21 protein-coding genes and 5 tRNA genes are annotated in these 25202 nt (G+C 60.1%); 17 read left to right on the top strand and 9 right to left on the bottom strand.

The features are described from left to right. Positions 1-56: 56 nt before the first annotated feature. Entirely contained in the window at positions 57-278 is a 222-nt protein-coding gene (locus tag QP994_RS09070) for a hypothetical protein (protein ID WP_034663650.1), read from the bottom strand. 44 nt (positions 279-322) lie between these two features. Here QP994_RS09070 and QP994_RS09065 point away from each other — a divergent pair, with 44 nt between their 5' ends. Genes QP994_RS09065 through QP994_RS09055 form a run of 3 tightly spaced genes read left to right on the top strand, consistent with a single transcriptional unit; the run spans position 323 to position 1844 of the window. Beyond that, positions 323-793 (top strand): hypothetical protein, encoded by a 471-nt coding sequence (locus QP994_RS09065; protein ID WP_284866347.1) that lies wholly within the window; start codon positions 323-325, stop codon positions 791-793. 19 nt (positions 794-812) lie between these two features. Beyond that, entirely contained in the window at positions 813-1322 is a 510-nt protein-coding gene (locus QP994_RS09060; RefSeq protein WP_284866345.1) for a plasmid pRiA4b ORF-3 family protein, read from the top strand. A 60-nt stretch (positions 1323-1382) separates the two neighbouring features. Then, positions 1383-1844: a GtrA family protein gene (locus QP994_RS09055; RefSeq protein ID WP_284855695.1), complete on the top strand. Its 462-nt coding sequence runs from the start codon at positions 1383-1385 to the stop codon at positions 1842-1844. 1 nt (position 1845) lies between these two features. On the opposite strand, the gene glfT1 is transcribed toward QP994_RS09055, so the two are convergent. The 3 genes from glfT1 to wzm form a co-directional block, all read right to left on the bottom strand. Continuing rightward, complete coding sequence (gene glfT1 / locus QP994_RS09050) at positions 1846-2778, bottom strand: galactofuranosyltransferase GlfT1 (protein ID WP_269965673.1); 933 nt, start codon at positions 2776-2778, stop codon at positions 1846-1848. Between the two features lie 117 nt (positions 2779-2895). After that, positions 2896-3714 carry a galactan export ABC transporter ATP-binding subunit Wzt/RfbE gene (gene wzt / locus QP994_RS09045; protein ID WP_284866343.1) on the bottom strand — a complete coding sequence of 273 codons (819 nt, stop codon included), beginning with the start codon at positions 3712-3714 and terminating at the stop codon, positions 2896-2898. A gap of 30 nt (positions 3715-3744) precedes the next feature. Next, positions 3745-4593: a galactan export ABC transporter permease subunit Wzm/RfbD gene (gene wzm / locus QP994_RS09040; RefSeq protein WP_284866380.1), complete on the bottom strand. Its 849-nt coding sequence runs from the start codon at positions 4591-4593 to the stop codon at positions 3745-3747. A gap of 194 nt (positions 4594-4787) precedes the next feature. Between wzm and QP994_RS09035 the strand changes: the two genes are divergently transcribed. Continuing rightward, positions 4788-6008, top strand: coding sequence for an aminotransferase class V-fold PLP-dependent enzyme (locus QP994_RS09035; RefSeq protein WP_284866341.1), 1221 nt, complete (start codon positions 4788-4790; stop codon positions 6006-6008). On the opposite strand, the gene QP994_RS09030 is transcribed toward QP994_RS09035, so the two are convergent. Further along, the gene (locus QP994_RS09030) at positions 6005-6967 is read right to left on the bottom strand and encodes an NAD(P)H-quinone oxidoreductase (protein ID WP_284866339.1); all 963 of its coding nucleotides are present in this window, start codon (positions 6965-6967) and stop codon (positions 6005-6007) included. The genes QP994_RS09035 and QP994_RS09030 overlap by 4 nt on opposite strands. A 68-nt stretch (positions 6968-7035) precedes the next feature. Here QP994_RS09030 and QP994_RS09025 point away from each other — a divergent pair. Continuing rightward, positions 7036-7120, top strand: a tRNA-Ser gene (locus QP994_RS09025). Positions 7121-7153: 33 nt separating this feature from the next. On the opposite strand, the gene QP994_RS09020 is transcribed toward QP994_RS09025, so the two are convergent. Both QP994_RS09020 and QP994_RS09015 read right to left on the bottom strand, forming a co-directional pair. Continuing rightward, positions 7154-7537, bottom strand: coding sequence for a phage holin family protein (locus QP994_RS09020; RefSeq protein ID WP_284855700.1), 384 nt, complete (start codon positions 7535-7537; stop codon positions 7154-7156). A gap of 21 nt (positions 7538-7558) precedes the next feature. Next, positions 7559-8599: a histidinol-phosphate transaminase gene (locus tag QP994_RS09015; protein ID WP_284855701.1), complete on the bottom strand. Its 1041-nt coding sequence runs from the start codon at positions 8597-8599 to the stop codon at positions 7559-7561. 68 nt (positions 8600-8667) lie between these two features. Between QP994_RS09015 and QP994_RS09010 the strand changes: the two genes are divergently transcribed. The 4 genes from QP994_RS09010 (at position 8668) to QP994_RS08995 (ending at position 10473) form a co-directional block, all read left to right on the top strand. After that, a tRNA-Ser gene (locus tag QP994_RS09010) sits at positions 8668-8757 on the top strand. 1 nt (position 8758) lies between these two features. Further along, a tRNA-Arg gene (locus QP994_RS09005) sits at positions 8759-8834 on the top strand. Between the two features lie 87 nt (positions 8835-8921). Further along, positions 8922-10280, top strand: coding sequence for a magnesium transporter (gene mgtE / locus QP994_RS09000; protein ID WP_284866338.1), 1359 nt, complete (start codon positions 8922-8924; stop codon positions 10278-10280). A gap of 117 nt (positions 10281-10397) precedes the next feature. Then, positions 10398-10473, top strand: a tRNA-Arg gene (locus tag QP994_RS08995). A gap of 294 nt (positions 10474-10767) precedes the next feature. On the opposite strand, the gene QP994_RS08990 is transcribed toward QP994_RS08995, so the two are convergent. Further along, positions 10768-11826, bottom strand: a complete 1059-nt coding sequence (locus QP994_RS08990; RefSeq protein WP_284866336.1) for a prephenate dehydrogenase — start codon at positions 11824-11826, stop codon at positions 10768-10770. Positions 11827-11865: 39 nt separating this feature from the next. Between QP994_RS08990 and QP994_RS08985 the strand changes: the two genes are divergently transcribed. The 6 genes from QP994_RS08985 (at position 11866) to tgt (ending at position 17032) form a co-directional block, all read left to right on the top strand. After that, positions 11866-12354, top strand: a complete 489-nt coding sequence (locus QP994_RS08985) for a tRNA adenosine deaminase-associated protein (RefSeq protein WP_284866334.1) — start codon at positions 11866-11868, stop codon at positions 12352-12354. 29 nt (positions 12355-12383) lie between these two features. After that, complete coding sequence (locus tag QP994_RS08980; protein WP_284855769.1) at positions 12384-12812, top strand: nucleoside deaminase; 429 nt, start codon at positions 12384-12386, stop codon at positions 12810-12812. A gap of 103 nt (positions 12813-12915) precedes the next feature. Continuing rightward, entirely contained in the window at positions 12916-13128 is a 213-nt protein-coding gene (locus QP994_RS08975; RefSeq protein ID WP_284855705.1) for a CsbD family protein, read from the top strand. A 74-nt stretch (positions 13129-13202) separates the two neighbouring features. Then, a tRNA-Ser gene (locus tag QP994_RS08970) sits at positions 13203-13290 on the top strand. 92 nt (positions 13291-13382) lie between these two features. After that, positions 13383-15788: an MMPL family transporter gene (locus QP994_RS08965; protein WP_284866332.1), complete on the top strand. Its 2406-nt coding sequence runs from the start codon at positions 13383-13385 to the stop codon at positions 15786-15788. Further along, on the top strand, positions 15785-17032 hold the full coding sequence (gene tgt / locus QP994_RS08960; protein WP_284866330.1) for a tRNA guanosine(34) transglycosylase Tgt: 1248 nt from the start codon (positions 15785-15787) through the stop codon (positions 17030-17032). The genes QP994_RS08965 and tgt overlap by 4 nt, the downstream gene beginning before the upstream one ends. Before the next feature lie 107 nt (positions 17033-17139). Here tgt and QP994_RS08955 read toward each other — a convergent pair whose 3' ends face one another. After that, positions 17140-17814, bottom strand: a complete 675-nt coding sequence (locus tag QP994_RS08955; RefSeq protein ID WP_284866329.1) for a queuosine precursor transporter — start codon at positions 17812-17814, stop codon at positions 17140-17142. Positions 17815-18031: 217 nt separating this feature from the next. On the opposite strand from QP994_RS08955, the gene QP994_RS08950 reads away from it, so the two are divergent. Continuing rightward, positions 18032-23995 carry a CLIPPER-2 domain-containing protein gene (locus QP994_RS08950; RefSeq protein WP_284866327.1) on the top strand — a complete coding sequence of 1988 codons (5964 nt, stop codon included), beginning with the start codon at positions 18032-18034 and terminating at the stop codon, positions 23993-23995. Between the two features lie 221 nt (positions 23996-24216). Continuing rightward, complete coding sequence (gene gluQRS, locus QP994_RS08945; protein WP_284866324.1) at positions 24217-25152, top strand: tRNA glutamyl-Q(34) synthetase GluQRS; 936 nt, start codon at positions 24217-24219, stop codon at positions 25150-25152. Positions 25153-25202: the final 50 nt, after the last annotated feature.

The raw sequence follows: 25202 nt of genomic DNA, 5'->3' as shown, positions 1-25202 counted from the left end.
CGCCCAAGCCTACTCGGGGAATATCCCGTTGCCGGTCAGGCGCGTTGGGGTGGGCGTTAAAGCTCCATGATCTCCCGGATGCGCGCCGGGAGTTCTTCCTGGCTGGTGATCACTGGTTTGCCTGCTTCTTTGTGCGCACGCAATTCGTCATAAACAATGCCTCGGCTTGTGCTGTCCAGGATGGGAAGTTCCTGGGCGATAAGGCGCGCCATGAAATCATCCAGCGGTACGTTGACCAGCTGAGCAGAAATGTGTGGGGTGTCTTCGGAATTGGCCATGTGCACAGCCTACTTGGCGGTGCCACCCCGCTAAGATGGCGCCCATGACGGAGACTATTCAGGAGATTACGGGCGAGACTCGCGTTGATTACAACGCACTGGACAACACCACTGGGGGCCGCCTTCTCCAGGCGGCGTTCGCTGGGGCGTTTACGGCGGTGCCGGACTATGCTCAGTCCACTCCGGCACGCGTGGCGTCGTGGGTGGGCATCGCCGCCACGTTCACTGGCACGGTGGCGGCGTTCAATGCTTTTGATGAGGATCCGCGTAATGACCTCACCACCACCGTCGATCGCACCTCTGGCACGGGCAGTCCGGCCAAGACGTGGGGGCTTCTCGCCGGCGGTACCGCACTGCTCATCGGCGGTATTCGCATGGGCATTGCTGTGGAGAAGAAAATGGCAGAAGGCCTGCGCCGCCGCGGTGCGAAGCGCCCGTACACCCTGCTTGGTGTGGGTGGTGCAGCCCTGCTGTTTGCGGCGACGGAACTTGATGCCCGCGTCAACGCTTCCTAAATCTCATTAGGCTGGGGTCATGCCTAGCACGCTGCATCGTCTGCACCGCCACGACCAAGTGGCGGCTGTTGTCGATCTTGATGCAGCACGCGCGTTCCTTCGGGGAGACCAGCCCACTCGGGCGCGCACGCTGTTGATCCGCTGCGCCACCCAGCGGGCGGATGAGGAGGTCATCCGGTACCTCGGTGTGGATGCGGATAGCACGCTCGAGGAACTCCAGCGGGCGCTTGGTATCTCTTTCGCTGTCCCCGGTAGTACCCCTGCTCCAGCACGGTTTACGCGGGAGGAAGAGGACAGTGGTCGCTTGGATTGTGCAGCCACGATCGGGGATTATCTGACTGAAATTGGGGATGCCCTCTATTTTCACTGGGGTTTGTGGCGGTTCACTCTCTTGCTCAGTGATGTTTTTCCGCGCGACGCCGGTGCCCCGCATGCATTGTGTGTGGCGGGCGACGGCGAGTTCGGTGGCCATCCCTTTGATATTGCCGCCATCAATGATCAGCTCCACGCCACCACTGGAAGAGACTGAGAGACATGCCTGTACCCGCCTACTTCTGTGGTGCGCCGGTTACCGGTAAGGTTGTCCGGCGTGTCAACCAAGCCTGAAAACTCGCAACCCACTAGCGCCAAGCAGCAGCTCGTGCGGTTCATTATTGTCGGCATCTTTTGTGCCGTGCTCGACTTCGGGCTGACCTACCTGCTCACGCACGCCGTCGGGCTTGACCGCGTTACCGCGAAGATTTTCGGCTGGTGCCTCGGCACCGCGGCGGCGTACCTGTTGAACTCCAAGTTCACGTTTGAAGCGAAGATCACCGGCAAACGCGCGTTTGCCGTTCTTGTGCTCTACCTGTCCACCCTTGGTGTGCAAACGCTGTTGTACTGGATCACCGATGGCCCGCTCATCGCGTTGGGCTTGGTGGATCCGTGGAAGGATGGCGTGTCCTTCGTTATCGCCCAGGGTGTGGCTACGGTGACCAACTTTGTTCTGCAGCGCGTGCTCATCTTCAACGAGCCTGCGCGCGTGGTTATCGAGGAAGAACCGACCCGCTAATTTAGGCGCCGGGCCGCTGGAAGTCCTCGTTGGCACCCATGCGCAGGAGCTTCAGCCACTCCTTGAATTCCGCCGGGCTGCGGCGCTGAATAAGGAAGAACCAGCCAAAACGCACCAATTCCTGCAGTTTCATCTTCTGCATACCGCGTTGGTTAATGATGTAGCCGCGGTTGCGGTACGTGAAATACCGCTTCGTATCATTGTCCGGCCACTGCGCGTGCGCGCGGCCGCCCATGATCGGGTGGAATTCCGCGGAGCCGTCCGGGTGCAGGTACGCCGTGGTCAGCGCCGTGCCGTAGTTCAGGCCCGATTGCGCTAATCGACGGTGATACTCCACCTCATCCCCCCGAATAAACAGCCGATAATCCGGTACACCAATCCGTTCCATCGCCTTCGCGCTAATCAGCGCGCCGTTGAACAGGCTGGCGTACTGGGGAAGATAATCCCCTTCCAGCTCATCCCGGCGACGGTGCCATGTCAGGCCTTGGCGCAGGGGGAAGGCGAGCTTGTTCGGGTCATCGATGTTGCACACCACCGGCGACACCTCTGACAGCTGCTCGCGTTGCGCGACCCGGTACAGCGTCTCCAGAACATGCTCATCGGCGGGGCGGCCATCATCGTCAGCGCACCAAATGGCGTCCGCGCCCAGCGCCAAAGCGTGCAGGAAGCCATAGGCGAACCCACCAGCACCGCCCAGATTGGTGTGGGAGGCCAGGTAGACCGCTTTATCGCCCGCGAGTTCAGTGAGGAGCTCGCGGACCTCATCCTCGGCGCCGTTATCCACCACGACCACCCAGTCCACCGGGTGCGTTTGCGCCACCACCTGTTCCAGAGAGTGTTTGAGCAGCTCAACCCTCTTGTGGGTGACAATCACCGCCGCCGTTGTGCCGTTGGGGTCCAACACCGGTGATGCCGCTGGCGCTTGGGAGTTCATGGGGTTCATTGTGCCACTACCCGGCAGCCGTTCGAGATATCTGACAAGGGGTCTGTCGTGCGCACTGAAAAAAGGCAGGTAGGGGAGTTAGTGGATAAACCTATGAGAGTTATAGTGTCAGATTTCTCGATTGTTGCCCTCAGACTCCTCTTCCTCATTAAAGCGGACCAGCAGATCCCGGACGTACTGGCCGGCTTCGGGGCCCTCGTAGGCTTCCACGACTTCGTCGACAAGCCCAGCCTTCTTGATCTGGCCCTTGTCCACCCACAGGGCGGTGTTGCATAGCTGTGCCAGGAAGTCGTTGGAGTGGGAGGCGAAAACGAGGATGCCGGAGCGCTCCACGAGTTCAGCCAGGCGGACGCGGGCTTTGGCCATGAACGCGGCGTCGACAGCGCCGATACCTTCATCGAGCAGGAGAATCTCCGGCTCAATGGAGGTGACCACACCTAGCGCGAGGCGCACGCGCATACCGGTGGAGTAGGTGCGCAAGGGCATGTCCAGGTAGTCGCCGAGTTCAGAGAATTCCGCGATCTCATCCATCTTGGCCTTCATCTGCTTGCGGGTCTGCCCGAGGAAGAGGCCACGGATGATGATGTTCTCGTAGCCAGAGATCTCCGGGTCCATGCCCACGCCCAGGTCGAAGACGGGGGCGACGCGGCCACGGACATCGGCGACGCCGCGGGTGGGTTCATAGATGCCAGACAGCAGGCGTAGCAGCGTGGACTTGCCGGCGCCGTTGTGGCCGACTAGGCCAACGCGGTCACCTTCACGCAGGTGCAGGTTGATGTCCTTGAGAGCCTCAACGACGACGGTGTTCGAGGCATTCTTGCCAATCGCGCCGCCAGCGGAGCTCATCACGGCTTTCTTGAGGGAGCGGGACTTGGCGTCAAAAATAGGAAAGTCAACGCAGGCGTTGTAGGTGTCAATGGAAACCATCCGAAAATCCTTTCTGTGGCGGTGACGCCGTTACACCCAGTAGGGGACCCGGTAGCGCCATTGGCGCATGACAACGAGTGCGACTAGCAGTCCAACAACAGTGAACGCGAGCACAATCCACCAGTGGTAGGCAGCCACGTCCTTGCCAATGAGGGGGGCGCGGACGATCTCAAGGTAGTGGTACAGCGGGTTGAGCTCAGCGATGCGGGCGCGCTGCGCGACCTCGCCGCCCTGCTGCTTGAGGGTCTCCGTGGTCCACACGATCGGCGTGACATAGAACAGCAGTTGCACCAACGTTTCAAGCAGCGGAGCCACATCACGGAAACGCGTAGCGACGATGCCAAACAGCATGGTCACCCACACCCCGTTCAGCACCAACAACGCAAAACCAGGAACAAACAACAACGCCGACCAGCCCAGATCCAGCCGGAAGGCCAACACCAAAATGAGCCAGATAACCATGTTGTGCGCAAAGAACAGGATCTGGCGCCACACCAGGCGATACACATGCACCGACAGGGCGGAGGGCAGCTGATTGATCAGACCCTCATTCTCAATGAAGACATTGGCACCATCCTTGATGCACCCCGAGATGAACCCCCACACGATGAAGCCCACGGTCACGTGCGGCAGGAACTCCCGCACGGAGATCTGGAACAGCATCGAGTACAGCAAACCCAACGCCAAGGCCATGACGCCGGTGGCGATGGTGATCCACAGCGGACCGAGCGTACTGCGGCGGTAGCGCTGCTTGATGTCCTGCCAACCGAGCTGGAGCCACAGCTCGTACTGGCCCCATCCGCGCGCGAGGTCGCCGGCGGCCGTGCCAAAGGTTTGGGACGTGGAGGCCGGGGTGTTGTCGTTGGGGCCGGACGTCATGCGGGAGACGTCGGCAAGCAATTGCTTCTTGTCGTGCACGAGTATCACCCTAGCGTCAGCTGGTGAAAAACCGGGTAAGGGGGCGAAGGTGCGTAGCGCAACAGCGGCAGGCATAATTGTTGCGAATGTGTCGTGTGGTATTGAATAGCCCCCCACACGAAGAACACAAGAGAAGTCGGGGAAGGAGTGCGGCAATGGCATATGACGTTGCCAGTGTGCGTGGCCTGTACACCTCCCTGTCCGATGGGTGGACGTACCTCAACGCGCACGATTGCCCGCAGATCCCGGAGCGCGTCTCCTCAGCGGTGGCACGCTCCTTCCGCCTAGCGCCCTCAGTGCCAATACCTGAAGGGCGCGGCGGGTCCCACTCGCGCCAGACTTTGGGACGACCGGAGGCAGACAACCTTCTGGCGGGCGCGCGCCACGCGGTGGCAGATCTTGTGGGCGCCAGCGCAGACTGTGTGGTGCTCGGTCCTAGTTTGCCGGTACTGTACTCAGCGCTCGTTGTGGCGATGAGCCCGCAGTTCAGGTCCGATTCCTCGCTCATTGTCAGCCCGCTTGACCGGCCCGAGCTCACCGCGGCTTTATGCACCGCCAACGTTCAGGCGCGCGCAGCCCACGCGGACCTGGGTACCGGGGAAGCACCTGCATGGCAGTACAAGGAACTCGTGGACGGCACATCGCGTCTCATCTCCTTGCCCGCAGCGCACCCGCAATTGGGCATCGCCACCGACATTGCCGGCATCGTGGATATTGCCCGCGAGCGGTCCCGCGCTTGGGTGGTTGTGGACGCCAGCGCATACGCTCCTTATTACTGCATCAACTTTGATGAGTGGGGTGCAGACATCATCGGTGTGGACCTTGGCCAACTCGGCGGACCGCAGCTGTCAGCCCTGGTGTTCCGCGACAGTGCCATGTTCAACCGCCTCACCGTTGATCCGCTGCGCCTAGCAGGGCTGGGCCTCTCGCCAGGATTGGCTGGTGGCGTGCCGGCATTGGTGGACCACCTAGCCAACTTGGGCCCCGTGCCGGAAGGTCGCAGCACGCGCCGGGCACGGCTCGTGGCATCCATGGAAGAATTGTCCGCCTACCTGCGTAGTCTCCGGGATGACCTGTACACCTTCCTGGGTACATGGCCGGACGTGCACATCCTCGGCGCCTCGGGTGAAGCCGCCGCGGGCGCCACCATGGAGCGCCTGCCGCGCCTCACCTTCGGTGTGCAAGGCGTGCCCGCGGCAACGGTGCATGAGCGGCTCTTTGACAACGGCATCATCACCACGTTGGCCGCCCCCACGCCGCTACTCACGGACATGGGGTTGGAGGAAATGGGTGGCGCCGTCACCGTCGGCCTCGGACCCTTCAACACCTACGCGGACATTGAACAGCTCATCCGCGTGGTGGCCTCCCTGGCCTAGTGGTCGACCACTAGAACGGTTTTGCCCATCGCGTTGCCGGAGTCGAGGTGGTCGTGGGCCAAAGCAGCGTCGCTAAGCTGAAAAACCTTGTTCAACTGGTGTTTGATGGCTCCGCTTTCAATGAGTGGCCACACGTGCTCCTCCGTCGAACGGCAAATGACGGCCTTCATTGGGCGCGGGCGGGCGCGCAACGTGGTTGCGTGAACGGACAGGCGGCGCGGCATCATGCGGCCCAGGCTGAGCTCGCCCTTCGGTCCGCCTTGCACTGCGATGACGATGAGCTTGCCGTCGGTGGCCAGCGATTTAATGTTGTCCTCAAGATACGGCCCGCCGACCACATCAAGGATGACATCGCATGAGCCGTGCAGCTTATCGACGAAATCCTCTTCCCTATAATTCACCAAAATATCCGCCCCAAGCTCCTGGCAGTAGTCGAGCTTCGCGTTGGATCCGGCCGTGACAGCGACCTCGGCACCGAGTGCCTTGCACAGCTGAATGGCAAAGGAACCGATACCGCCCGCACCACCGTGGATGAGCACGCGATCCCCCTCACTGACCCCGGCGAGCATGCCCAAGTTGGACCACACGGTGGTGGCTACCTCCACCACTGCGGCGGCCTCCGTCAAAGTGAGGCCCTCCGGTATGCGCATGAGCTGGCCTTCCGGCACCGCCACATACTCGGCGTAGCCACCCCCAGCCAGCAGGCACGCAACTTCCTCACCCACTTGGCGGCCCGTGTCCCCCGCATCAACGATGGTGCCAGCACATTCAAGCCCAATGATCTCTGATTCACCCTTCGGAGCCGGGTACTTACCTTCCGCCTGCACCAGGTCAGCGCGGTTCACACCAGCTGCTACAACCTTGACCAGGACCTCGCCGGATTGCAGCTCCGGCATCGGGATTTCAGTCAGTTCAAGGGAACGCGGATTATCGGGATTAGTCACCGTGATTGCCTTCATGCCCACCCAGGGTAGTTGGGTGAAGGTCTACGTGCTGTAAAGTTTCTCCTTGCTGCCGTTGGTAGCAAGGAGACGTGGCAGAGCGGCCGAATGCACTGGTCTTGAAAACCAGCGAGGGTCACACCTCCGCGGGTTCAAATCCCGCCGTCTCCGCAAATTTTTGCCCTGGTTGACAGGGCCTTAGGGCTACTTGTCGCTCTTGTCCTTGGAGCGGACTGCGTTGAACACGCCCTCCACAACCCAGGACGCCAGGGCCATCACGATGGCACCGAAGAACGCTGCCCAGAACCCAGAGATGTGCAGGCCGTTGCCCAGGCCGTTGGAGATCCAGCCGGTGAGGGAGAACAGGAAGGTGTTCACAATCAGGGAGAACAGTCCCAGGGTGAGGATCTTCAGCGGAAAGCTGAAAAAGTTCACGACGGGGGAGATGAACGCGTTCACGAACATGAACACCAGCGCCACCCAGACGAACGCCCAGAAGCCGCCGAAGATGTCTACGCCAGGCACGATTTGAACAACCAGCCACAGGGCGATCACGGTGGCTAAAACATCAACGAGAAAACGAGGCATGATGAACCTTTCTAAAAGGGATTAAGACTGTGTACTACTAACAACATCCCACGCGGAAAGAAATTCCGCAGCCTCATCGCGGTTGGTCACGGTGATGCGCAGGCCCTCGGGGAAGGCGCGGGTGAGCACGCCGTGCGCAGCCAGCTGGGCGGCAATCCGTGGTGCCCACTCCGGGTCCGGGGCAGGGAGCCACACAAAGTTGGCTTGGGAATGCTGCGCCCCAATATGATCAGCAACCTCATCGCGCACATCCACGGTGTCTTCCACTCGTGCCAAGAGTTCATCGGCGTGCTTCAGGGAGGCCAGTGCCCCTGCCTGAGCCACGGAATTGACCTGGAAAGGTACGCCCACCTTGTTCATTGCGGTGATCAGTTCCGCGTTGCCAAAGGCGTAGCCCACGCGCACACCGGCCAGGCCGTATGCCTTGGAGAATGTCCGCAGACACACAACATTCGGGTACTCGCGCCAGATCTCTTGGCCGTTCACGGCGTTCGAGTCTCGGTTGAACTCGAAGTAAGCCTCATCCAACGCGACCGTCACGTGCGGCGGAACCTGCGCCATGAACTCGGCGAACTCATCGGCCGTCACCACAGCACCCGTTGGGTTATTCGGGGTGCAAATGAACACCAGGGAAGTGGTGTCATCGATGGCGGAGAGGATGGCGGGGAGGTCCAAATGCCCGTCGATAAGCAAAGGAACCGGACGTGGTTCCGCGCCGCAGATGCGCGCGAAGATGGGGTACGCCTCGAAGCTGCGCCACGGAAAGACAATGCTATTTCCGGGCAGTGAGGTGGCTTGCGCGAGTTGCTGGCATAACGCGGACGATCCGCAGCCAAGCGCCACGTTGGAGGGCTCCACCCCAAGGTGGCGCGCAAGCGCATTGATCAGCGTGGATGCGCCCATGTCCGGGTACCTATTCGCCCCGGCAGCAGCTTGTGTCATCGCCTCTACCGCCGTGGGCAACGGCGCCCCCGTGACCTCGTTGGAAGACAACTTCAGGGCCTCTGGATCTGATGTTCCGGGGACATAGGGCGGGATGGCAGCAAGGTCAGCACGGATCATGGTGCGCAAGTCTAGCGTGGCGGGGTTTTGGTTGCTTGCATGATTATGGGTAATCTGTAACCCGGTCTGGAGATGTGCCAGAGTGGCCGATTGGGGCTCCCTGCTAAGGAGTTGACCTTTCACGAGGTCCGCAGGTTCAAATCCTGTCATCTCCGCCATGCGCCCGTAGCTCAACGGATAGAGCATCTGACTACGGATCAGAAGGTTGGGGGTTCGAATCCCTCCGGGCGCACCAATTTTTTTGGGGTGCGTAAGCTGGCCGAGGATCATCCTCTCCGACCTGTCCGGATAAGTTGTCACCTCAAAAAAAGGGGGCGCGGCCATGACTGCGGTTGAACAGTTCGATGTGTATGAGCTTGAAAAGCAGGTAGAAAATCTTCTTCGCAGCCATGATGCGGAGAAAGTTTCGGAGCTGCTGGATGCGGCCAAGCTGAACGACATCATCAGTCTGATCGAGCGCACCTCCCTGAAGCGTGGCGCTGTGATTTTCCGCCTTCTGCCGCCGGAGCGTGCCGGCCTGGTTTTCGATGCCCTTGACCCGTACCACCAGGCTGCCATGGTGCACGCGCTGGGTAGTGATGGTGTCGGGTCTTTCTTCGAAGATCTCGGTGCGGAAGACAGGGCCATGCTTATCGACGAGCTTCCGCCCGAAGTCGCCGCTCGCCTCATGCGCGAACTAGACGAGTTGGATCAGGAGCACACCAACGTTGTCCTGGGGTATGAGCGTGGCACCGTTGGCCGCGCGATGTCACCGGAGATCGCTGAGATCTACATGGACATGACTGCCCATGAAGTCCGTGAGCTTCTGCGGGAGCAGCACGAAGACCTGGAGACCTTGTACACTCTCCCGGTCATTGACCGTGGCCGGAACGTTCAAGGCATTGTGAAAATGCGCGACCTCTTCCTTGCGGACGATGGCGTGAAGATGTCTGAGCTCCTCGTGGACACCCCCACCGTGTGCGTCACGGATGACGCGGAGGAGACCGCGCGTTGGTTCCTCCCGCTATCGCTGTTGGCGGTGCCGGTGGTGGACACCAACGGAAAACTCGTGGGTATTTTTACCTTCGACGAGGCCCAGGACATTGTTGAGAGTGAGGACACGGAGGACTCCGCCCGCCAAGGTGGCGCAGAGGCCCTCAAGACTCCGTACCTGGCCACCCCACTGATCACGCTGGTGAAGTCCCGTATTGTCTGGCTGCTCGTGCTTGCTGTCTCCGCCACGCTGACGGTCCAGGTGCTGGACATCTTCGAGGGCAAACTGGAACAAGCCGTTGTGCTCTCCCTGTTCATCCCGCTTCTCACCGGCACTGGTGGCAACACCGGCAACCAGGCCGCCACCACGGTGACAAGGGCACTCGCGCTCGGCGACGTACACAAGTCCGACATCCTTAAAGTCATGTGGCGCGAAGTCCGCGTGGGCCTCATGCTCGGCGCGGTCCTCGGCTTCCTGGGGTTCCTCGCCGCCTGGCTGTTCTTCGGCCTGGACATCGGCATCATCATCGGCACCACACTGTTGTCCGTGTGCACCATGTCCGCCACCGTCGGTGGGGCTATGCCCATCGTGGCCAAGACCGTTGGTGCTGATCCCGCGGTGTTCTCCAACCCGTTCATCTCCACCTTCTGCGATGCAACGGGTCTGGTGATCTACTTCCTCATCGCAACATCCGTCCTGGGCCTCTAACGCCTGAATCGGTGTTCTGAGCAGGTAATTTTGCCTTCATGTCACCGTGGTGTAACGTTGTGCCTCGTTGCAAACGCTGCCACTGTGTTGAATAGTGTTGATAGCCAAGCAGCGGATGCGCCCGTAGCTCAACGGATAGAGCATCTGACTACGGATCAGAAGGTTGGGGGTTCGAATCCCTCCGGGCGCACCACAGAAAAACCCGCACTGACGTGCGGGTTTTCGCGTTTCCCCTGTGGCCGCTGGGCCCTTGAGTGCTCGCCGCCGCGTACATCTGTGTAAAGTTTTACATTGCGCCGGCAACTATCACTCAATAGAAATTGTCTACCAGGGAGTTCGTCCGAGCCGATTTTTCGCAATGTATCCGTTTACACACACCCAGCGAAGGAAAGCGACCAAGGACAACCCTCGCCCCCTTACCCCTTCATCACGCGCTGCGGTAGCAGTCAGGCTTTTTCTACTTGACCTCTAGAACACGTCTTGACCTCTAGAACACGTCGATACGCCCACCGAGCGATTCGGTCTGCTGGAGTGTTTTGACCCAGCCGGGTGCGCCGAGTTGGACGCGCATGACGGGGCGGGAAGAAATCTTGATGGGGGAGACGGACTCGAAGCGGGCGCCGTGGCGGGCGCCCATGCGGGTGGAGGCGCGGTAGCCGGCGCCGGCGAGCTGCTCGATGGAGGGGGTGGGGGCGGCGAGGGATTCGCGGGCGCTCTGCAGCAGTTCCAGCATCTCGTCGAGGGTTTTCACAACGGCATCAGCGTTGGTTTCGCACATGGCGCGGACGAGTTCAGGTTCCGTGCTAGCAACGCGGGTGGCGCCGCGGAAAGAACCGGCGGCGAGGGATTGGGCAAGCGTGCCACCACGGTCGCCGACAATGGAGAGTGCTTCCGCCAGGACGTGTGGCAGGTGGGAGACGCGGGCAACGGCTTCATCGTGTTTGGCCACGGAGACGGGGACGGCTTCGGCGCCGCAGATGCGGGCGAGTTTGCACACGTTGTAGAAGAGGTCGATCCAGTCGCGGGGGACGGAGTAGCCGGCGGCGTCGCATTCCACGGCGTAGTCATAGGTGATGGCCCAGGCGGCCCGTTTGAACAGGCCTTGCTTGGAGGCGCCCCAACCAGAGTCCTCGGTGCCCGACATGGGGTGGCCACCGACGTAGCGTGGTTGCATTCCGCGTTCCTGAATAAGTTCGTAGACCCCCTGTTTCACACTGACTACGTCGGTGACACCGCAGTTCGGCGCGTACATGGCAATGGCATCGAGGATGTCAGCCACGGCGTGCATGGGTACGGCGATGATGATCAAGGCGTTGGTGGAGGAGGCACGCGACAATACCGCGGTGAGGTCATTGTGCGCATCAAAACCTTCACGGGTGGCGGCGCGCACACCAGCCTTGGTGTGGGTGTAGCCGAAGACAGTGATGTTTTCGGCCGCGAGGTCGCGCATGATGGATCCGCCGATGAGCCCTAGGCCCACGATGCAAATGGGAGGGAGAGAGCGCTGTGCGCTTGAAATTGAGTCAGGGCGGAGTTGGTCGATCACGCTGACAAGTTTTCCATAACCCGAGTAATCTCACTAGGCATGAGTGAGGCAGGCTTCGAGGATGGCTACGCGGTGACGGTTGCGCGCCGTGATGGCGGTTGGCGTGTGGCGGAGTTTGAGGACTCTTTTGAGACCTTAGATACCTCTGTCCAGGCCGTTCGGAGTTTGCGTAGTGAGGGCGCGGCGTTCGCGCTACTCAACGTGGAGGAGGAGTACCTGGTCATCGTGCGGCCAGGTCCGTCGCGCATTCGGGTGCTTATTTCTGACGCGACGATGGCCGTAGACGATGATTTTGCAGCGGATATCTGTGATCAGGCTGGCCTGGAAGTGCCGGATATTGAGCCGGATGAGCTGGATAACGTCGACGGGTGGGCCGACGGGGACTTTGCCATTTTGGAGGATATTGGCTTGTCGGAGGAGGTCCTCGCGGTGCTCGTGGATGATCCGATGGCGGAGCCGTCCGCCGTCATTGAGGCCATCGCGGAGGAGCTCGGTTTCGCTGATGAACTGGATGACGCGCTCCAGTGAGCCAGCCGCAACGTCGCGCGCAGGAGCGGATGCGCCGTGCTATTGAGGTCGCTCGCACTACGCCACTGGGCGATATTCCGGTCGGCGCGGTCATTTACGGCCCGGATGGGCGCGAGGTAGCTACGGGGACGAATCGGCGCGAGTGTGATCAGGATCCGGCGGGGCATGCGGAGATCGTCGCTATGCGTGCTGCGGCGGCTGCGCTGGGGACCTGGCGGTTGGATGGGTGCGAGCTCGTGGTCACGCTTGAGCCTTGCACGATGTGCGCGGGTGCTGCGCTGGGGGCGCGTGTGAGCTCGCTTGTTTTCGGCGCGTATGAGCCAAAAACGGGAGCAGTCGGATCGCTTATCGACGTGGTGAGGGACCCCACCCATCTTCACACCGTCGAAGTGCGCGGTGGCGTCCTGGAGGCTGAAACAGCAGGTCTGATGACGGAATTCTTTGATCGTTTGCGCTGATGAGAAGCTTCCTGTGCGGATTGACACTGAATTGTTACCCAGTAGGCAGGTGAACGTCCCTACCATGGGGCCCACTGTTGCAAACGAGATTAAAGGAGAGATCATGGCTGATTTTGAAGCTACCGCTGACCAGCTCAAGGGCAAGGGCAAGGAAGCTCTGGGCAACCTGACCGAGGATAAGGGTCTAGAGAACGAGGGCAAGGCTGACCAGCTTGCTGGCCAGGTGCGCGAGAAGGTGTCCGAGGTTGGCGAGGCAGCGAAGGACAAGTTCAACGAGGTTGCTGCCAAGATCCAGGACAAGCGCGACGAGGCTTAAACTTCTTCCGCTAACGCGACCGAGGTGCTGGAGAAATTTGGTTCCCCGGTCGCGTTGCCGTTACTCTGTGTGGCGGTAGCGTGTCCGAGCGGCCGAAGGTACTCGCCTCGAAAGCGAGTGAGGGTAAAACCTCCGCGGGTTCAAATCCCGCCGCTACCGCCAGTTTTAAGAAGTTCGTGGTTTGGGTAAAATTCGGTGGATAATCGCCGTTTTTACCGCTAAACCACGAACTTTTTTCGTGTGAAGGGAGCCTTGTGGCGACGATCCTCTACCGACTGGGTAAGTGGTCCTTCCTGAACAAGTGGAAGGTCCTTGTCGCCTGGGTGATTCTGTTTGCGGCTGGCATGGCGGGCGCGTTAAGCCTGATGAAGCCGTTGTCGTCGGACTTTGCTATCTCGGGCACTCCGGCGATTGATGCGTTGGTGTCGCTGCAGAAGAACTTCCCGGATCAGTCCGATCCGGTGCAGGCCCCGGGGGTGAATCTGGTGTTCGCCGCCCCGGAGGGGCAGCGCTTAGATGAGCCGCAGAATATGCAGGCGATTGATGCCACGGTGGGTTACATCCGCGACAATCTGGATGGGCTCACGGGCACCCAACGTTTTGGCAATCCGGTTGAGGTGAACCAGCAACTCTCCGAGCAGATTGTGTCACAGATGACGCAGATGGGCATGCCCGAGGAGCGCGCCCAGGCGGACGCGCACAATGTGCGGTTGCTGTCGGATGATGCCCGTATTGGTTACACCACCTTCGAGTTCGGCGCGGAGACCTCCATGCAGGTCACCGAAGAGGAACGCGAGGTAGTCAACGAAGCGCTGCGCATTGGCCGTGACGCGGGCCTGCAGGTGGAGGCCGGTGGTCCTGGTTTTGGTGATCCGATTGAGATCAAAGCTACCTCTGAGGTGGTGGGTATCGCGGTGGCCTTCGTGGTCATGATTGTCACCTTTGGTTCCCTGATTGCCGCCGGCATGCCGGTGATCACGGCGGTGCTTGGCGTGGGTCTGGGCACCTTCCTCACCCTTCTGGCTACCCGGTGGGTGGAGCTCAATGAGGTCACCCCGACCATGGCCGTGATGATCGGCCTGGCGGTGGGCATTGACTACGCCTTGTTCATCCTCTCCCGTTACCGGGCAGAACGCCGCCGCTTGCCTGGGCCTGAAGCAGCCGGTTTGGCGGTGGGTACGGCTGGTTCCTCCGTGGTCTTTGCGGGGGCCACGGTGTTCACCGCGCTCGTGGCGCTGGTGCTCGCCCGCATTGAGTTCCTCACTTGGATGGGTTTGTCCGCTGCTGTCACCGTGGTCATCGCGGTGCTGGTGGCCATCACTTTGCTGCCGGCGCTGATGGGGTTGCTCGGGGACAAGATGTTCGCGGCCAAGATTCCTGGCCTCGCCGGCAACCCTGGTCCAGGTAAGCGTCCAGCGAAGGACCTGAATACCCGTTCCCTTGGGCGCACGTGGATCACCACCATCAAGCGTGCCCCGGCACTGGTTATGGTGGTCGTGGTGCTCATCCTCGGCGGCTTGAGTGTCCCGGTTCTGGGTATGGAGATGTCCTTGCCGTCGGATGGGAACAGTGACAAGGACACCACCCAGCGCAAATCTGCTGACCTCATGGCGGAGGGTTTCGGCCCGGGCGTGAACTCGCCTTTCCTGCTCATCGTGGACGGCCACGGCGCTAACCCGGAGGCAGAAGCCCTTAAGCCGTACATGGATTCCATCCCGGATGAGGCTGTGGACAGTGACCAGAAGAAGGCGGCGCTGGCTTCCTTCATCTACACGATGGAGCGTGCTGGCAGCGTCAACGGCATTATCCATGCCCAGCTCGTGGGTGTAAGTGATGACATGATGGCTGCCCAGATCCTGGCTACACCGGCGACTGGTCCGGATGATCAGTACACCGTGGATATGGCTCATGCTCTGCGTGAAACGGACGCGGAGATTGAGGACGCGACGGGGGCCGACATCGGTCTCACCGGTTTCACCGCCGTCCAGATGGACATCACGGAGGAACTTGCCGCCGCGATGCCGCTCTACCTGGCCATCGTGGTGGGTCTGGCCATTGTGTTGTTGGTCTTGGTCTTCCGTTCGCTGCTCGTGCCACTCGTCGCCGGATTGGGCTTCCTGCTCTCCGTGGGCGCGGCATTTGGCGTCACGGTTGAGGTTTTCCAAAACGGTGTCACCGGCTTGGTCAACACCCCCGGCCCGATTCTGTCCTTCCTCCCGATCCTGCTCATCGGCGTCACGCTTGGCTTGGCTATGGACTACCAGGTCTTCTTGGTTACGAGGATGAGGGAGGAGTACACGCGGCGTCGAAACGCTGATGATGACGCTGATGCGATCCTCGCGGCCGTGGAACATTCGACTGTCGAAGGCTTCGTCCGTGGCGCGCGTGTGGTCACGGCTGCGGCAATCATCATGATCTCTGTCTTCGTCGCCTTCATCGATCAGCCGTTGCCGTTCATCCAGATCTTCGGTTTCGCGCTTGGCGCCGCCGTGCTTTTCGACGCTTTCTTTGTCCGCATGGCCCTCGTCCCCGCCACCATGTTCCTGCTGGGCACCACCGCCTGGTGGATGCCCGCGTGGCTCGACCGCATCCTGCCCGACTTGGACGTCGAAGGCGAAGCGCTCGAGCGCCAGTTTGAATCTCAAGGAGTTCCCGCATGACCGACACCACGTTTGAACTGCGCACAACGCTTTATAGCGAACCCGGCCGCCACGGTCGCACCGGCACCATCCATACTCCCCACGGCCCGATTCAAACGCCCGCGTTCATCCCGGTGGCCACCAAAGCCACGGTGAAAACTCTGACTCCGGAGCAGGTCCGTCAGACCGGTGCCCAGGCGATTCTGTCGAACGCGTATCACCTGTATCTTCAGCCCGGCCCCGACATCGTTGATGAGGCAGGTGGTGTCGCTGCCTTTGAAAACTGGCATGGCCCCACCTACACCGACTCTGGTGGCTTTCAGGTGATGAGCCTGGGTGTCGGCTTCAAGAAAGTCCTGGCCATGGATGTTGCCGGTCTCACCGATGAGGACATCCGCGCCGCTAACAAGGAACGCATGGCGCGTGTCGACGATGACGGCGTGGACTTCAAATCCTTCATCGACGGCTCCTCCCACCGCTTCACCCCGGAAGTGTCCATGCAGATCCAGCACCAGCTGGGTGCGGACATCATGTTCGCCTTCGACGAGCTGACCACCCTCGTGGACACCCGCGCTTACCAGGAACATTCCGTGGAGCGCACCCACCAATGGGCCCGCCGCTGCCTGATTGAGCACGAACGCCTCACCCAGGCCCGCCCGGACAAACCGCTCCAATCGCTGTGGGGTGTGGTGCAGGGCGCGCAGTACGAGGATCTGCGCCGCCAGGCCACCCGTGGTCTTCTCGCCCTTGATGAGGAAGCCCGCGCTGAGGGCCGTCGTGGCTTCGGGGGCTTCGGCATCGGTGGCGCCTTGGAGAAGGAAAACCTGGGCACCATCGTCGGCTGGGTCACTGATGAACTACCGGCCGATAAGCCCCGCCACCTGCTGGGCATCTCCGAGCCCGATGACCTCTTCACCGCCATCGAGGCCGGCGCCGACACCTTCGACTGCGTCGCCCCCACCCGCCTTGGCCGCCGCGGTGGTGTGTACACCCTCGACGGTCGCATGAATCTCATGGCCGCCCGCTTTCGCCGCGACTTCACCGGCGTGGACGAAGAATTCGGCGGCTACGTCTCCGAGAACTACTCCCGTGCCTACATCCACCACCTCCTGCGCGCGAAGGAATTCCTCGCCGGCACCCTGTGCACCATGCACAACCTGGAGTTCATGATCCGCCTGGTGGACAACATCCGCGCCGCCATCGACGCCGGTGACTACGAGGCCTACCGCGACGAGTTCCTCGGGCGCTATTACGCCGGGCGCTAAAAGTGGGCTCTGTTCCCAGGGTCGAGATATCTGACAGTTTCGGCCTCGCGCCCCCGACATTTCCCCAGGTCGCTCCTGGGGCCATGTTAGATAATGCGAACCTGGGGCTAAGCCACTACCGCACTCGCTCGCTCTTCGGCCCGGCGCACGGCGGCGATGGTCGGGTAGGTGATTGGCAGCAGGACGACCTCCATGAGGGTCTTCCACAGAAAGCCAACCACGACGTAGTTAATAAAGGTGCCTGCGGAGTCAATGCCGATGACGCCGGCAGCGATGGAACAGAACAGCAGCGTGTCGGCGAACTCACCAACGATGGTGGAACCGATCAGACGCGCCCAGAGGCGGTCTTTGCCGAAGCGGTCCTTCATCTTCTGCAGCACCCATGCGTTGAGCAGCTGACCCACGACGTAGCCGGTCAGCGACGCCAAGATAATGCGCGGCAGCAGACCCAGGACAGCGGAGAACGTGTCCTGCATGTCGTAGAAGTCAGCGGCGGGCAACCAGATGGCGATGTAGAAGGACGCCACCGCCAGCAGGGCAACGCCAAAACCAGTGAACACAGCACGGCGAGCCGCTTTGAAGCCGTATACCTCCGCGATCACATCACCGATGACGTAAGAGATGGGGAACAGGAAGAATGCTCCATCGGTGACGAGGGCTCCCAGTTCAACGCCCTTCTGTGCAGTGATATTGGAAATAAGGAAGACAGCGCAGAACACCGCCAGCAAGTATGGGTACGGGGAGCGCGCGACGGGGTGCGGATGGGGTGCGGGAGTAGGCATGCGCAATATCATTGCACACTTCGCCGAGAAGCGAATTCTTGCCGCGCGCAGGCACTATCACACGGCTACGGTTTTTCGGTTGGCGACATAGTTAGTGTCCATAGTAACCTTTATCGGTTGTAAGTCAGTTTCGTGTCAAGCGTTTCACGGCGCCGCTGGTCGATGTTTTAAGGATCGCCCCATGCCCACACGAAGAAATTCCAATCTATTTAAGAGGATGAGCACGGTCTTCGCGCTCATTTTCACAATGGTTTTGGCACTGCCCACTCCAGGTGTCGCCGAGCCAGTAGCTGAGACCGCGACGGCAGAACAGCCTGCTGGTGAGTCCGTTGTGCCAGCCACAGCTACTGCGACGGTGGAGGAGCCTGCCGACGAGCAAGCGGCAGACACTACAGAATCGGAAGAATCTGTCCTCGAGTTCGACGCACCGATTATTCCCTTTGCAACGACGGACGGATCCGCCGGCGAGCTCGGTGAGCCCGGTGAGACGCAGGCCGTTGAGGTGGGTGGCGGAAACGTCCAGTACGGCCTGCGGCTCGCCCGCGATGGCGGCGCCGGCTGTGTGATCAGAAAAGAAAACGGTTATGAACCAGGGGACAACAACGACAGGGACAGCAACATTTGTGCCGGTGACGTCGCCCATTACAGCATTGACCTCAACGTCAAAACGGTGGGCGAACCGATTACCTTCACCCTTACTCCAACCTGGCTCAGCGCCGAAGCCCGCGCGACTGGCCTGCCGGAACCCACAACTACGCCAACCCTGAAAACAGGGTCCGCTAGCTACGGCGGCGTTTCAGTCACGGTCGATGCCCAGGGCGTGGCCACCGTGACGGCGGACGCTAACGTCAACGCGACAGTTTCTTTGGAACTCACTGCCTCCACCATTAAGACTTTGGAGCTTCGCGACGGCACTAACCCGGAGGGCACCTTCAACCTTGGACTCAAGGCAGTCCAGGATGGCACTCCACTCACAACCGCGGTAGCAAACAAGAAGCTCAACGTGCTTGTTGAGCCACGTTTCGATCAGCGTATCGACGAGCCGCAAAGCGACGTCAACACCACCACCCGCGACGGCATCGAATACATCGGCATTAGCGCTCGCTCCGGACTGCCTTCTTACCCGAGCGATCAGAAGCACAGCCCAGCGCCGGATACTGGACTTCCTAACGGTCGTATCTTGCCGATTGATCCTGAAACCATCAGCCGCTACACGCTGGTGATGCCTGACAATGCGCCGTTTAAGGCTGATGAAGTGCTCGTCTCCTATTACGGCAGCGAGTGGCAGAAAGCCAAGGTTGATGCCAACGGTAACCCATATGTCGACGGCAAGTATGACAAGAGCAACCCGCCGTTCCGCTTCCTGATTCCTACTAAGGGTCTGCCATCGGGCAAGACGGACTTTACGACGCGCATGGATATCGTCGATAAGCAAGGCAATCCAACGCGAATCAAGGACAGCCGTGGTGTGCCCTCGAACATCCCCACCACGGCGGGCAATAAAGCACTCGGCGACAACACTGCTGATCCGGGTGGCATTAGCGAATGCAATGCGTCCACCGCTGATGAAAAGCAGGGCCTGCGTGCGGGGCAATACGGCTTCCCGAACAACAACTGCGCTAAACAGACTGTGGACCTGACCCAGTGGAAGTGTAGCCTCCCCGGTGGCTGCCCGTCTGCCAAGGACGACATCGGCGTTAACTGGATGGAAACCGAAGAAGCAGGCAAGCCAGCCTTCAAGGGTAAGCAGGCGCTGACTACTGCAAACGTGCGACTTAATGTCACACCAGTTGATGTTAAGAACAACCCGACCATCTGTGCTGCATGGCAGCCGGGTACGCAGCGCGTTGTCACCTCCCCCTCGAACGTCTACGTGCCTACCGTGCAGGTAGGTTCCGGTAAGGCCAACATTGAAGACGTGTTTCCGAACGCCAAGGTGTACATCACCAAGGAAGACAAAACGAATGGCGGAAAGCCTGACTGCGCAGGCGATGCAGGCTGGGAAGTTTTCTATGACGCCGAGGCCGACGTGAAGGGTAATACCTTCGATGAGCCTGGCAGCATGAAGCCGAATGAAATCTCCGGTATCAAGATTGTGATTCCGGGTGAAAATGTCATCCAGCGGCCAACCATTTTCCGGTACGCGGCTACAACCGGTGATCCTCGCGTGGTTTCCACCCTGCCTTCGGTGAAAGCCAAGAAAGGGGATGCGGAGTACTACAAGACCACCAACTACGCGGCCACCTATGAAGGCAATGAGAAGCGTCGCGACATGCAGGACGTGATTCTTGCAGAGAAGCCAGCTGCAGGTGTCCGCGACATCTGGGGCGACCTTGGTGAAGTCCGTCTTGGGGGCATCGGCGAGCAGAAGCAGACGCTCATTACCGCCGGGCAGGTTGTTGTGAACAACGGCACCCTCGCTGCTGTGAACTCGAAGGATGCGGACGGCAACCCAACACGCGTTCACATGCGCATCTACCTGTCTAAGTGTGTGACTGCGGATGAGGAATCACTGTCTCCCGGTATGACGTATCACCGCGGTGAGATTTCCACCAACCCGAATGATTGTGCTCCATCCGAGGACAATTACATTGAGCGCACTTGGGCGTTATCGGATCAGAAGAATGAGACTGGTGATCCGAAGAATGATCCGTTCTTCCCCATTGATTGGGCCACAAAGAATGCTGATAAGTCCACTGTGTTCTTCCAGCCGTGGGACAACGGGCAGCCAAAGCCCAAGTTCACTGTCGTGACCCCGGCATGGTCTGGACCAAAACAAACCTTCGATGTGGTTCATTCTTACCGCATCACAGGTACCCCGGAGCTGGATCTTGACAAGGCGATGCCGGCCCTGAAGAAGGACAAGACGATCAAGTCTTCTTCCAGCCAGGACGCCTTCACGCCGGCTAAGGACAACGCGAAAGAATACTTTCCGCTGAACTCGATGGCAGCCCTGTCCACGCTGACGGTGCCTAACGTCTTGGCGGCCGGCTTGAGTAAGTCGACTGACGACAAACTCGTTCCGGGTAACACCCCGTTCCAGCACTCGCTTGAATTGAAGAACCTCACTGAGGCGCAGCTGGGTACCACTCAGTTCATCGATGTTTTGCCATTCAACGGTGACTGGCGTGAAACCAAGTTCAATGGCGAGTACTGGCTGAGCAAGGTCCCGGAGAAACTGGGGTCGAACACGTTCGACGGCCAGCAGATCTACTACACGTACGACGACCCGAAGACGGTGTCTGTCTGCCCCACCAACGCTAAGGGCAAGGATGACCTTGATGCATGTGTCAATGCGGCTAAGGCAACCAAGCGCGACATTGATAAGAAGCCGAGCAACACCACGTGGGCGCCGCTGACCCAAGAGGTTATTGACGCACAAGCGAAGCCGGGTGCCAAACACATTACGGCGCTGCGTTTTGAGAGCCCGTTGTTGAGCCAGCAGTCGAATGACAAGTATGTTCTGGACTTCCAACCCCACGGCAATAAGCACGGCGATAAGTACGTTAACTCCACTGGCGTGGCCACGATGCATGCAGTCCGCGGCGATTCCGCAGATGCTACGGGTCTTGGTGCGTTGCCTGTGCCACAGCCGGATCCTGTCAAGACTGAGGTCTATGCCGCGTCAATCTCGGGCACCGTTTACCAGGACGTGAACCGGGACGAGAAGCAGCAGGATAATGAGAAGAAGCTGCCTGGCTATACCGTGACCCTCTACGAGGTCGATGAGAACGGTGAGATCAAGAAGGGCGAGAACGGCGAGCCTGTTGTTAGTCAGATCGCCACATCCGATTCGAACGGTAACTACTCGTTTGAGGCTGTGAAGCCGGGTAAATACCGCGTGGTTGTGAGCCCGCTTAAAGAGACTGATATCAACACTGAGGCAGGCAAGGGCACTGCCGGTTCCTGGAACGGTGAGGTCATCGACGTGACCGCGCCCACCCCTGAGAACTACGACCCCAGCAAGCCTCAGGTCCACCCCGACTATGACTTCGGTGTGCACCAGGCTGAGCCGAAGATCACGCTGAAGAAGACCGTTAACGGTAAAGAGTCGGATCAGCTGGCGCTTGGCGCTGAGGCGAAGTTCGTCCTAGCCGGTGAAAACAACGGCAATGTTGATCTTGAGCAGGTGAAGCTGGTTGACGCGTGGGTTGAAGGCAAGGAACCGCTTGACCTGACGTGTTCCATCACGCCGAAGGCTGGTGGCGAATACGCAGGTAACGCTACCGAGGATCTCCTTGGCGGCACGGCCAAGCTTGCCGTGGGTGACACCTATGAGTGCTCCGGCACTTACACCGTTAGCCAGGAAGATATTGACAACCAGGCAGAGATGCCTAACGACGCCAACGTCGAAGGCAAGTACCCGTACACCTCCGCCACGACCGGCGAGCCAAAGGAAGAGCTCGTCAAGGCCGACAGCAAGGCAACCGTCACGGTGCCTGAAGCTAAGCCGGCGCTTGATGTGACGAAGACGGTTGATGGTCAGAAGTCGGTTGAGAAGAAGGCCGGTGAGACGGCTGCGTGGAAGATTGTTGGTAGGAATACTGGTGATGTCACGCTGCATAATGTGAAGCTGACCGATGAGTGGACCGGTGGTGACATTGAGTTGACGTGCAAGATCGGTGAGGACGTGGTTGATGTTCTGGCCGGTAATGTGACGTTGCCGGTGGGTGCTGAGTTCACCTGTGTGGGTGAAAGTGAGATCACTCAGGATCAGGTTGATGCTGGTGACGCTTTGCCGAATAAGGTCACGTTGACTGGTTCTTCGAAGCCGGAGGGCGGCGAGGAGCTGAAGTCTGAGGACACCGCGACTGTGACGGTGCCTGAGGCTAAGCCGGCGCTTGAGCTGGTGAAGACTGTTGACGGTCAGAAGTCGGTTCTGAAGAAGGCTGGTGAGAAGGCCGAATGGAAGATCACCGGTAAGAACACCGGCAACGTCACGCTGTACCTCCTGCAGCTGACTGACGAATGGACCGGTGGCGACATTGATCTGACCTGCACCATGGACGGGGAAGAAATCGATGTGCTGGGCGGTAAGGGAACTTTGCCGGTCGGTGCTGAGTTCACCTGTACTGGTGAAAGTGTGATCACTCAGGAGCAGGTTGATGCCGGTAAGGAACTGCCGAACAACGTTACGTTGACGGGCACTTCGAAACCGGAGGGTGGTCAGAAGGTCAGCGCGAAGGACACCGCGACTGTGACGGTGCCGAAGACCGAACCGTCGCTCTCACTGCAGAAGACTGTGACGAACTGGTCTGAGGATGCTGAACCGCTGACTGTTGGTGACACGATTGAGTACAAGTTCATCGTGTCCAACAACGGCAACGTGACCGTTAAGGATGTCAAGGTTGAGGATCCGCAGGTCGATAACCTTGATTGTGGTGACAGCAGTACAACGCTGGCGCCGGGTGAGTCGCTTGAGTGCACTGCGTCGCATGTCCTGACCGATGAGGACGTCAAGGATAAGACCGAGTACGTCAACACGGCTAAGGCCACCGGTTCCACGACGCCGGGTGATCCGGTTGAGTCGAACGAGGACGAGGCCAAGGTCAAGCTTGGTACTCCGAAGCTGGATCTGAAGAAGGCAGTCCAGGACAAGAAGGACAGCTACAAGGTTGGTGAGAAGGTCACCTACGTCTTCACCGTGACTAACACTGGCAAGCTCACCTTGAGCAACATCAAGGTTGATGATGAAATGCTCAAGGAAGCCAATGATGACGTCACCTGTGAGGAGACCACCCTCGCACCGGGTGCTTCCACCACCTGCACCTCCGGTGAGTACACCGTGACTGAGGCCGATGGGGTCGCCGGTGAAGTGGTGAACACGGCCGAGGCCACAGGCTCCACGCCAACGGGTAAGCAGGTTAAGTCGAACGAGGATAAGGCAAAGATCAAGGTAGAGAAGCCGAGCAAGCCGAAGCCTCCTACGCCTGGCAGCCCGAACGATCCGACGCCTGGCAACCCGAACCAGCCGGGTGGCCCGACCCCGGGTGAGCCCGGCCAGCCGCCACAGGTGAATGCGCCGGAGGCTGGTGAACCTGGCAAGCCGCAGGATCAGGGCGGTGAGAAGTCGTCCCTGGCTCGTACGGGCGCTAGCGTTATCGGCGCTGTGCTTGCAGGTCTGGCACTGGTAGCCGTTGGCGGAATGCTGGTGTTCGGAAGCCGCAGGCGCCGTAACTAAAGCGCAACTAGTGTGCAGTAGCTAACCAGCTGCGCTAACGCGCAAGGGCCGGTAGCACCCGATGAGGTGCCGCCGGCCCTTTTGCGTCTACCCCGAAGCATGTGTAGTGGCACAGCTCCGATTGATCAACAACGTTGAGCGCTCATTAAAAGTGAGCGCCATCGGGGGCTAGTGCAGGCTTTGCTGGGTGGCCTGGTGCGCGGCGCAATATCATTGCAGGCATGCAGTATTCACAACCCGCCGGCCGTTATGCCCCGAGTCCGAGTGGGGATCTCCACTGTGGCAATCTTCGTACGGCGCTTCTCGCGTGGCTGTTTGCGCGGCAGTCGGGCCGGGCGTTTTACATGCGGGTGGAGGATATTGATTCGGAGCGTTCCAGCATGGAGTCGGCGCGCCGCCAAATGGAGGACCTCGCGGCGTTGGGTCTTGAGTGGGATGAGCCGGTGGTCTACCAGCATGAGCGGGGTGCCGCGTATGCGGAGGCGTTGGCCACGCTGGACACGTATGAGTGTTACTGCACCCGCCGCGATATCCGGGAGGCTGCGTCCGCGCCGCATGTCCAGCCAGGGATGTATCCAGGCACGTGCAGGGATCTCACAGAAGAGCAGCGTGCTTATCGACGTTCCCAGCTCTCCTCCCAAGGCCGCCTCCCCGCCATCCGCCTGCGCGCACACGTAGGGGAGTGGACCGTCACCGACTATTACAGGGGTGAGTTCACCGGCCCGGTCGATGACGTGATTCTGAAGCGTGGCGGAAACGTGAAACAAGCGCAGGCAGGGGACTGGGCGTACAACCTCGCCGTCGTGGTTGATGACGGTTACCAGAACATCGATCAGATCGTACGGGGCGATGATCTTCTGGGTTCCGCGCCTGCGCAGGCGTATCTAGCGCATGAGCTGGGACTGCCCCAACCGCAGTACGTGCATGTTCCGCTGGTGGTGAACGCGAAGGGGGAGCGGTTGGCCAAGCGCGATGGCGCGGTCACGCTGCGGGAGATCCTGGAGGGTAACCCGGGTTCTACTGTGGCTGACGTACTTGGCCAGCTCGCTGCCTCGCTTGGCATTGAAGGCGTGACCAGTGCTGATGGGCTGCTGGAAAGGTTTGATCCTCGTGCACTGCCCCTTGAGCCCGGCTTAAGGGACATTTCGTGTGGATAAACCGATACGGATTCCCGAGGCAGCCTGGGATAATACGGTGATCTTGATTT

The organism is Corynebacterium sp. MSK044, assembly GCF_030232825.1.
In the GTDB taxonomy this organism is placed as follows: domain Bacteria; phylum Actinomycetota; class Actinomycetes; order Mycobacteriales; family Mycobacteriaceae; genus Corynebacterium.
This window is presented reverse-complemented; position numbering and strand designations above follow the sequence as displayed.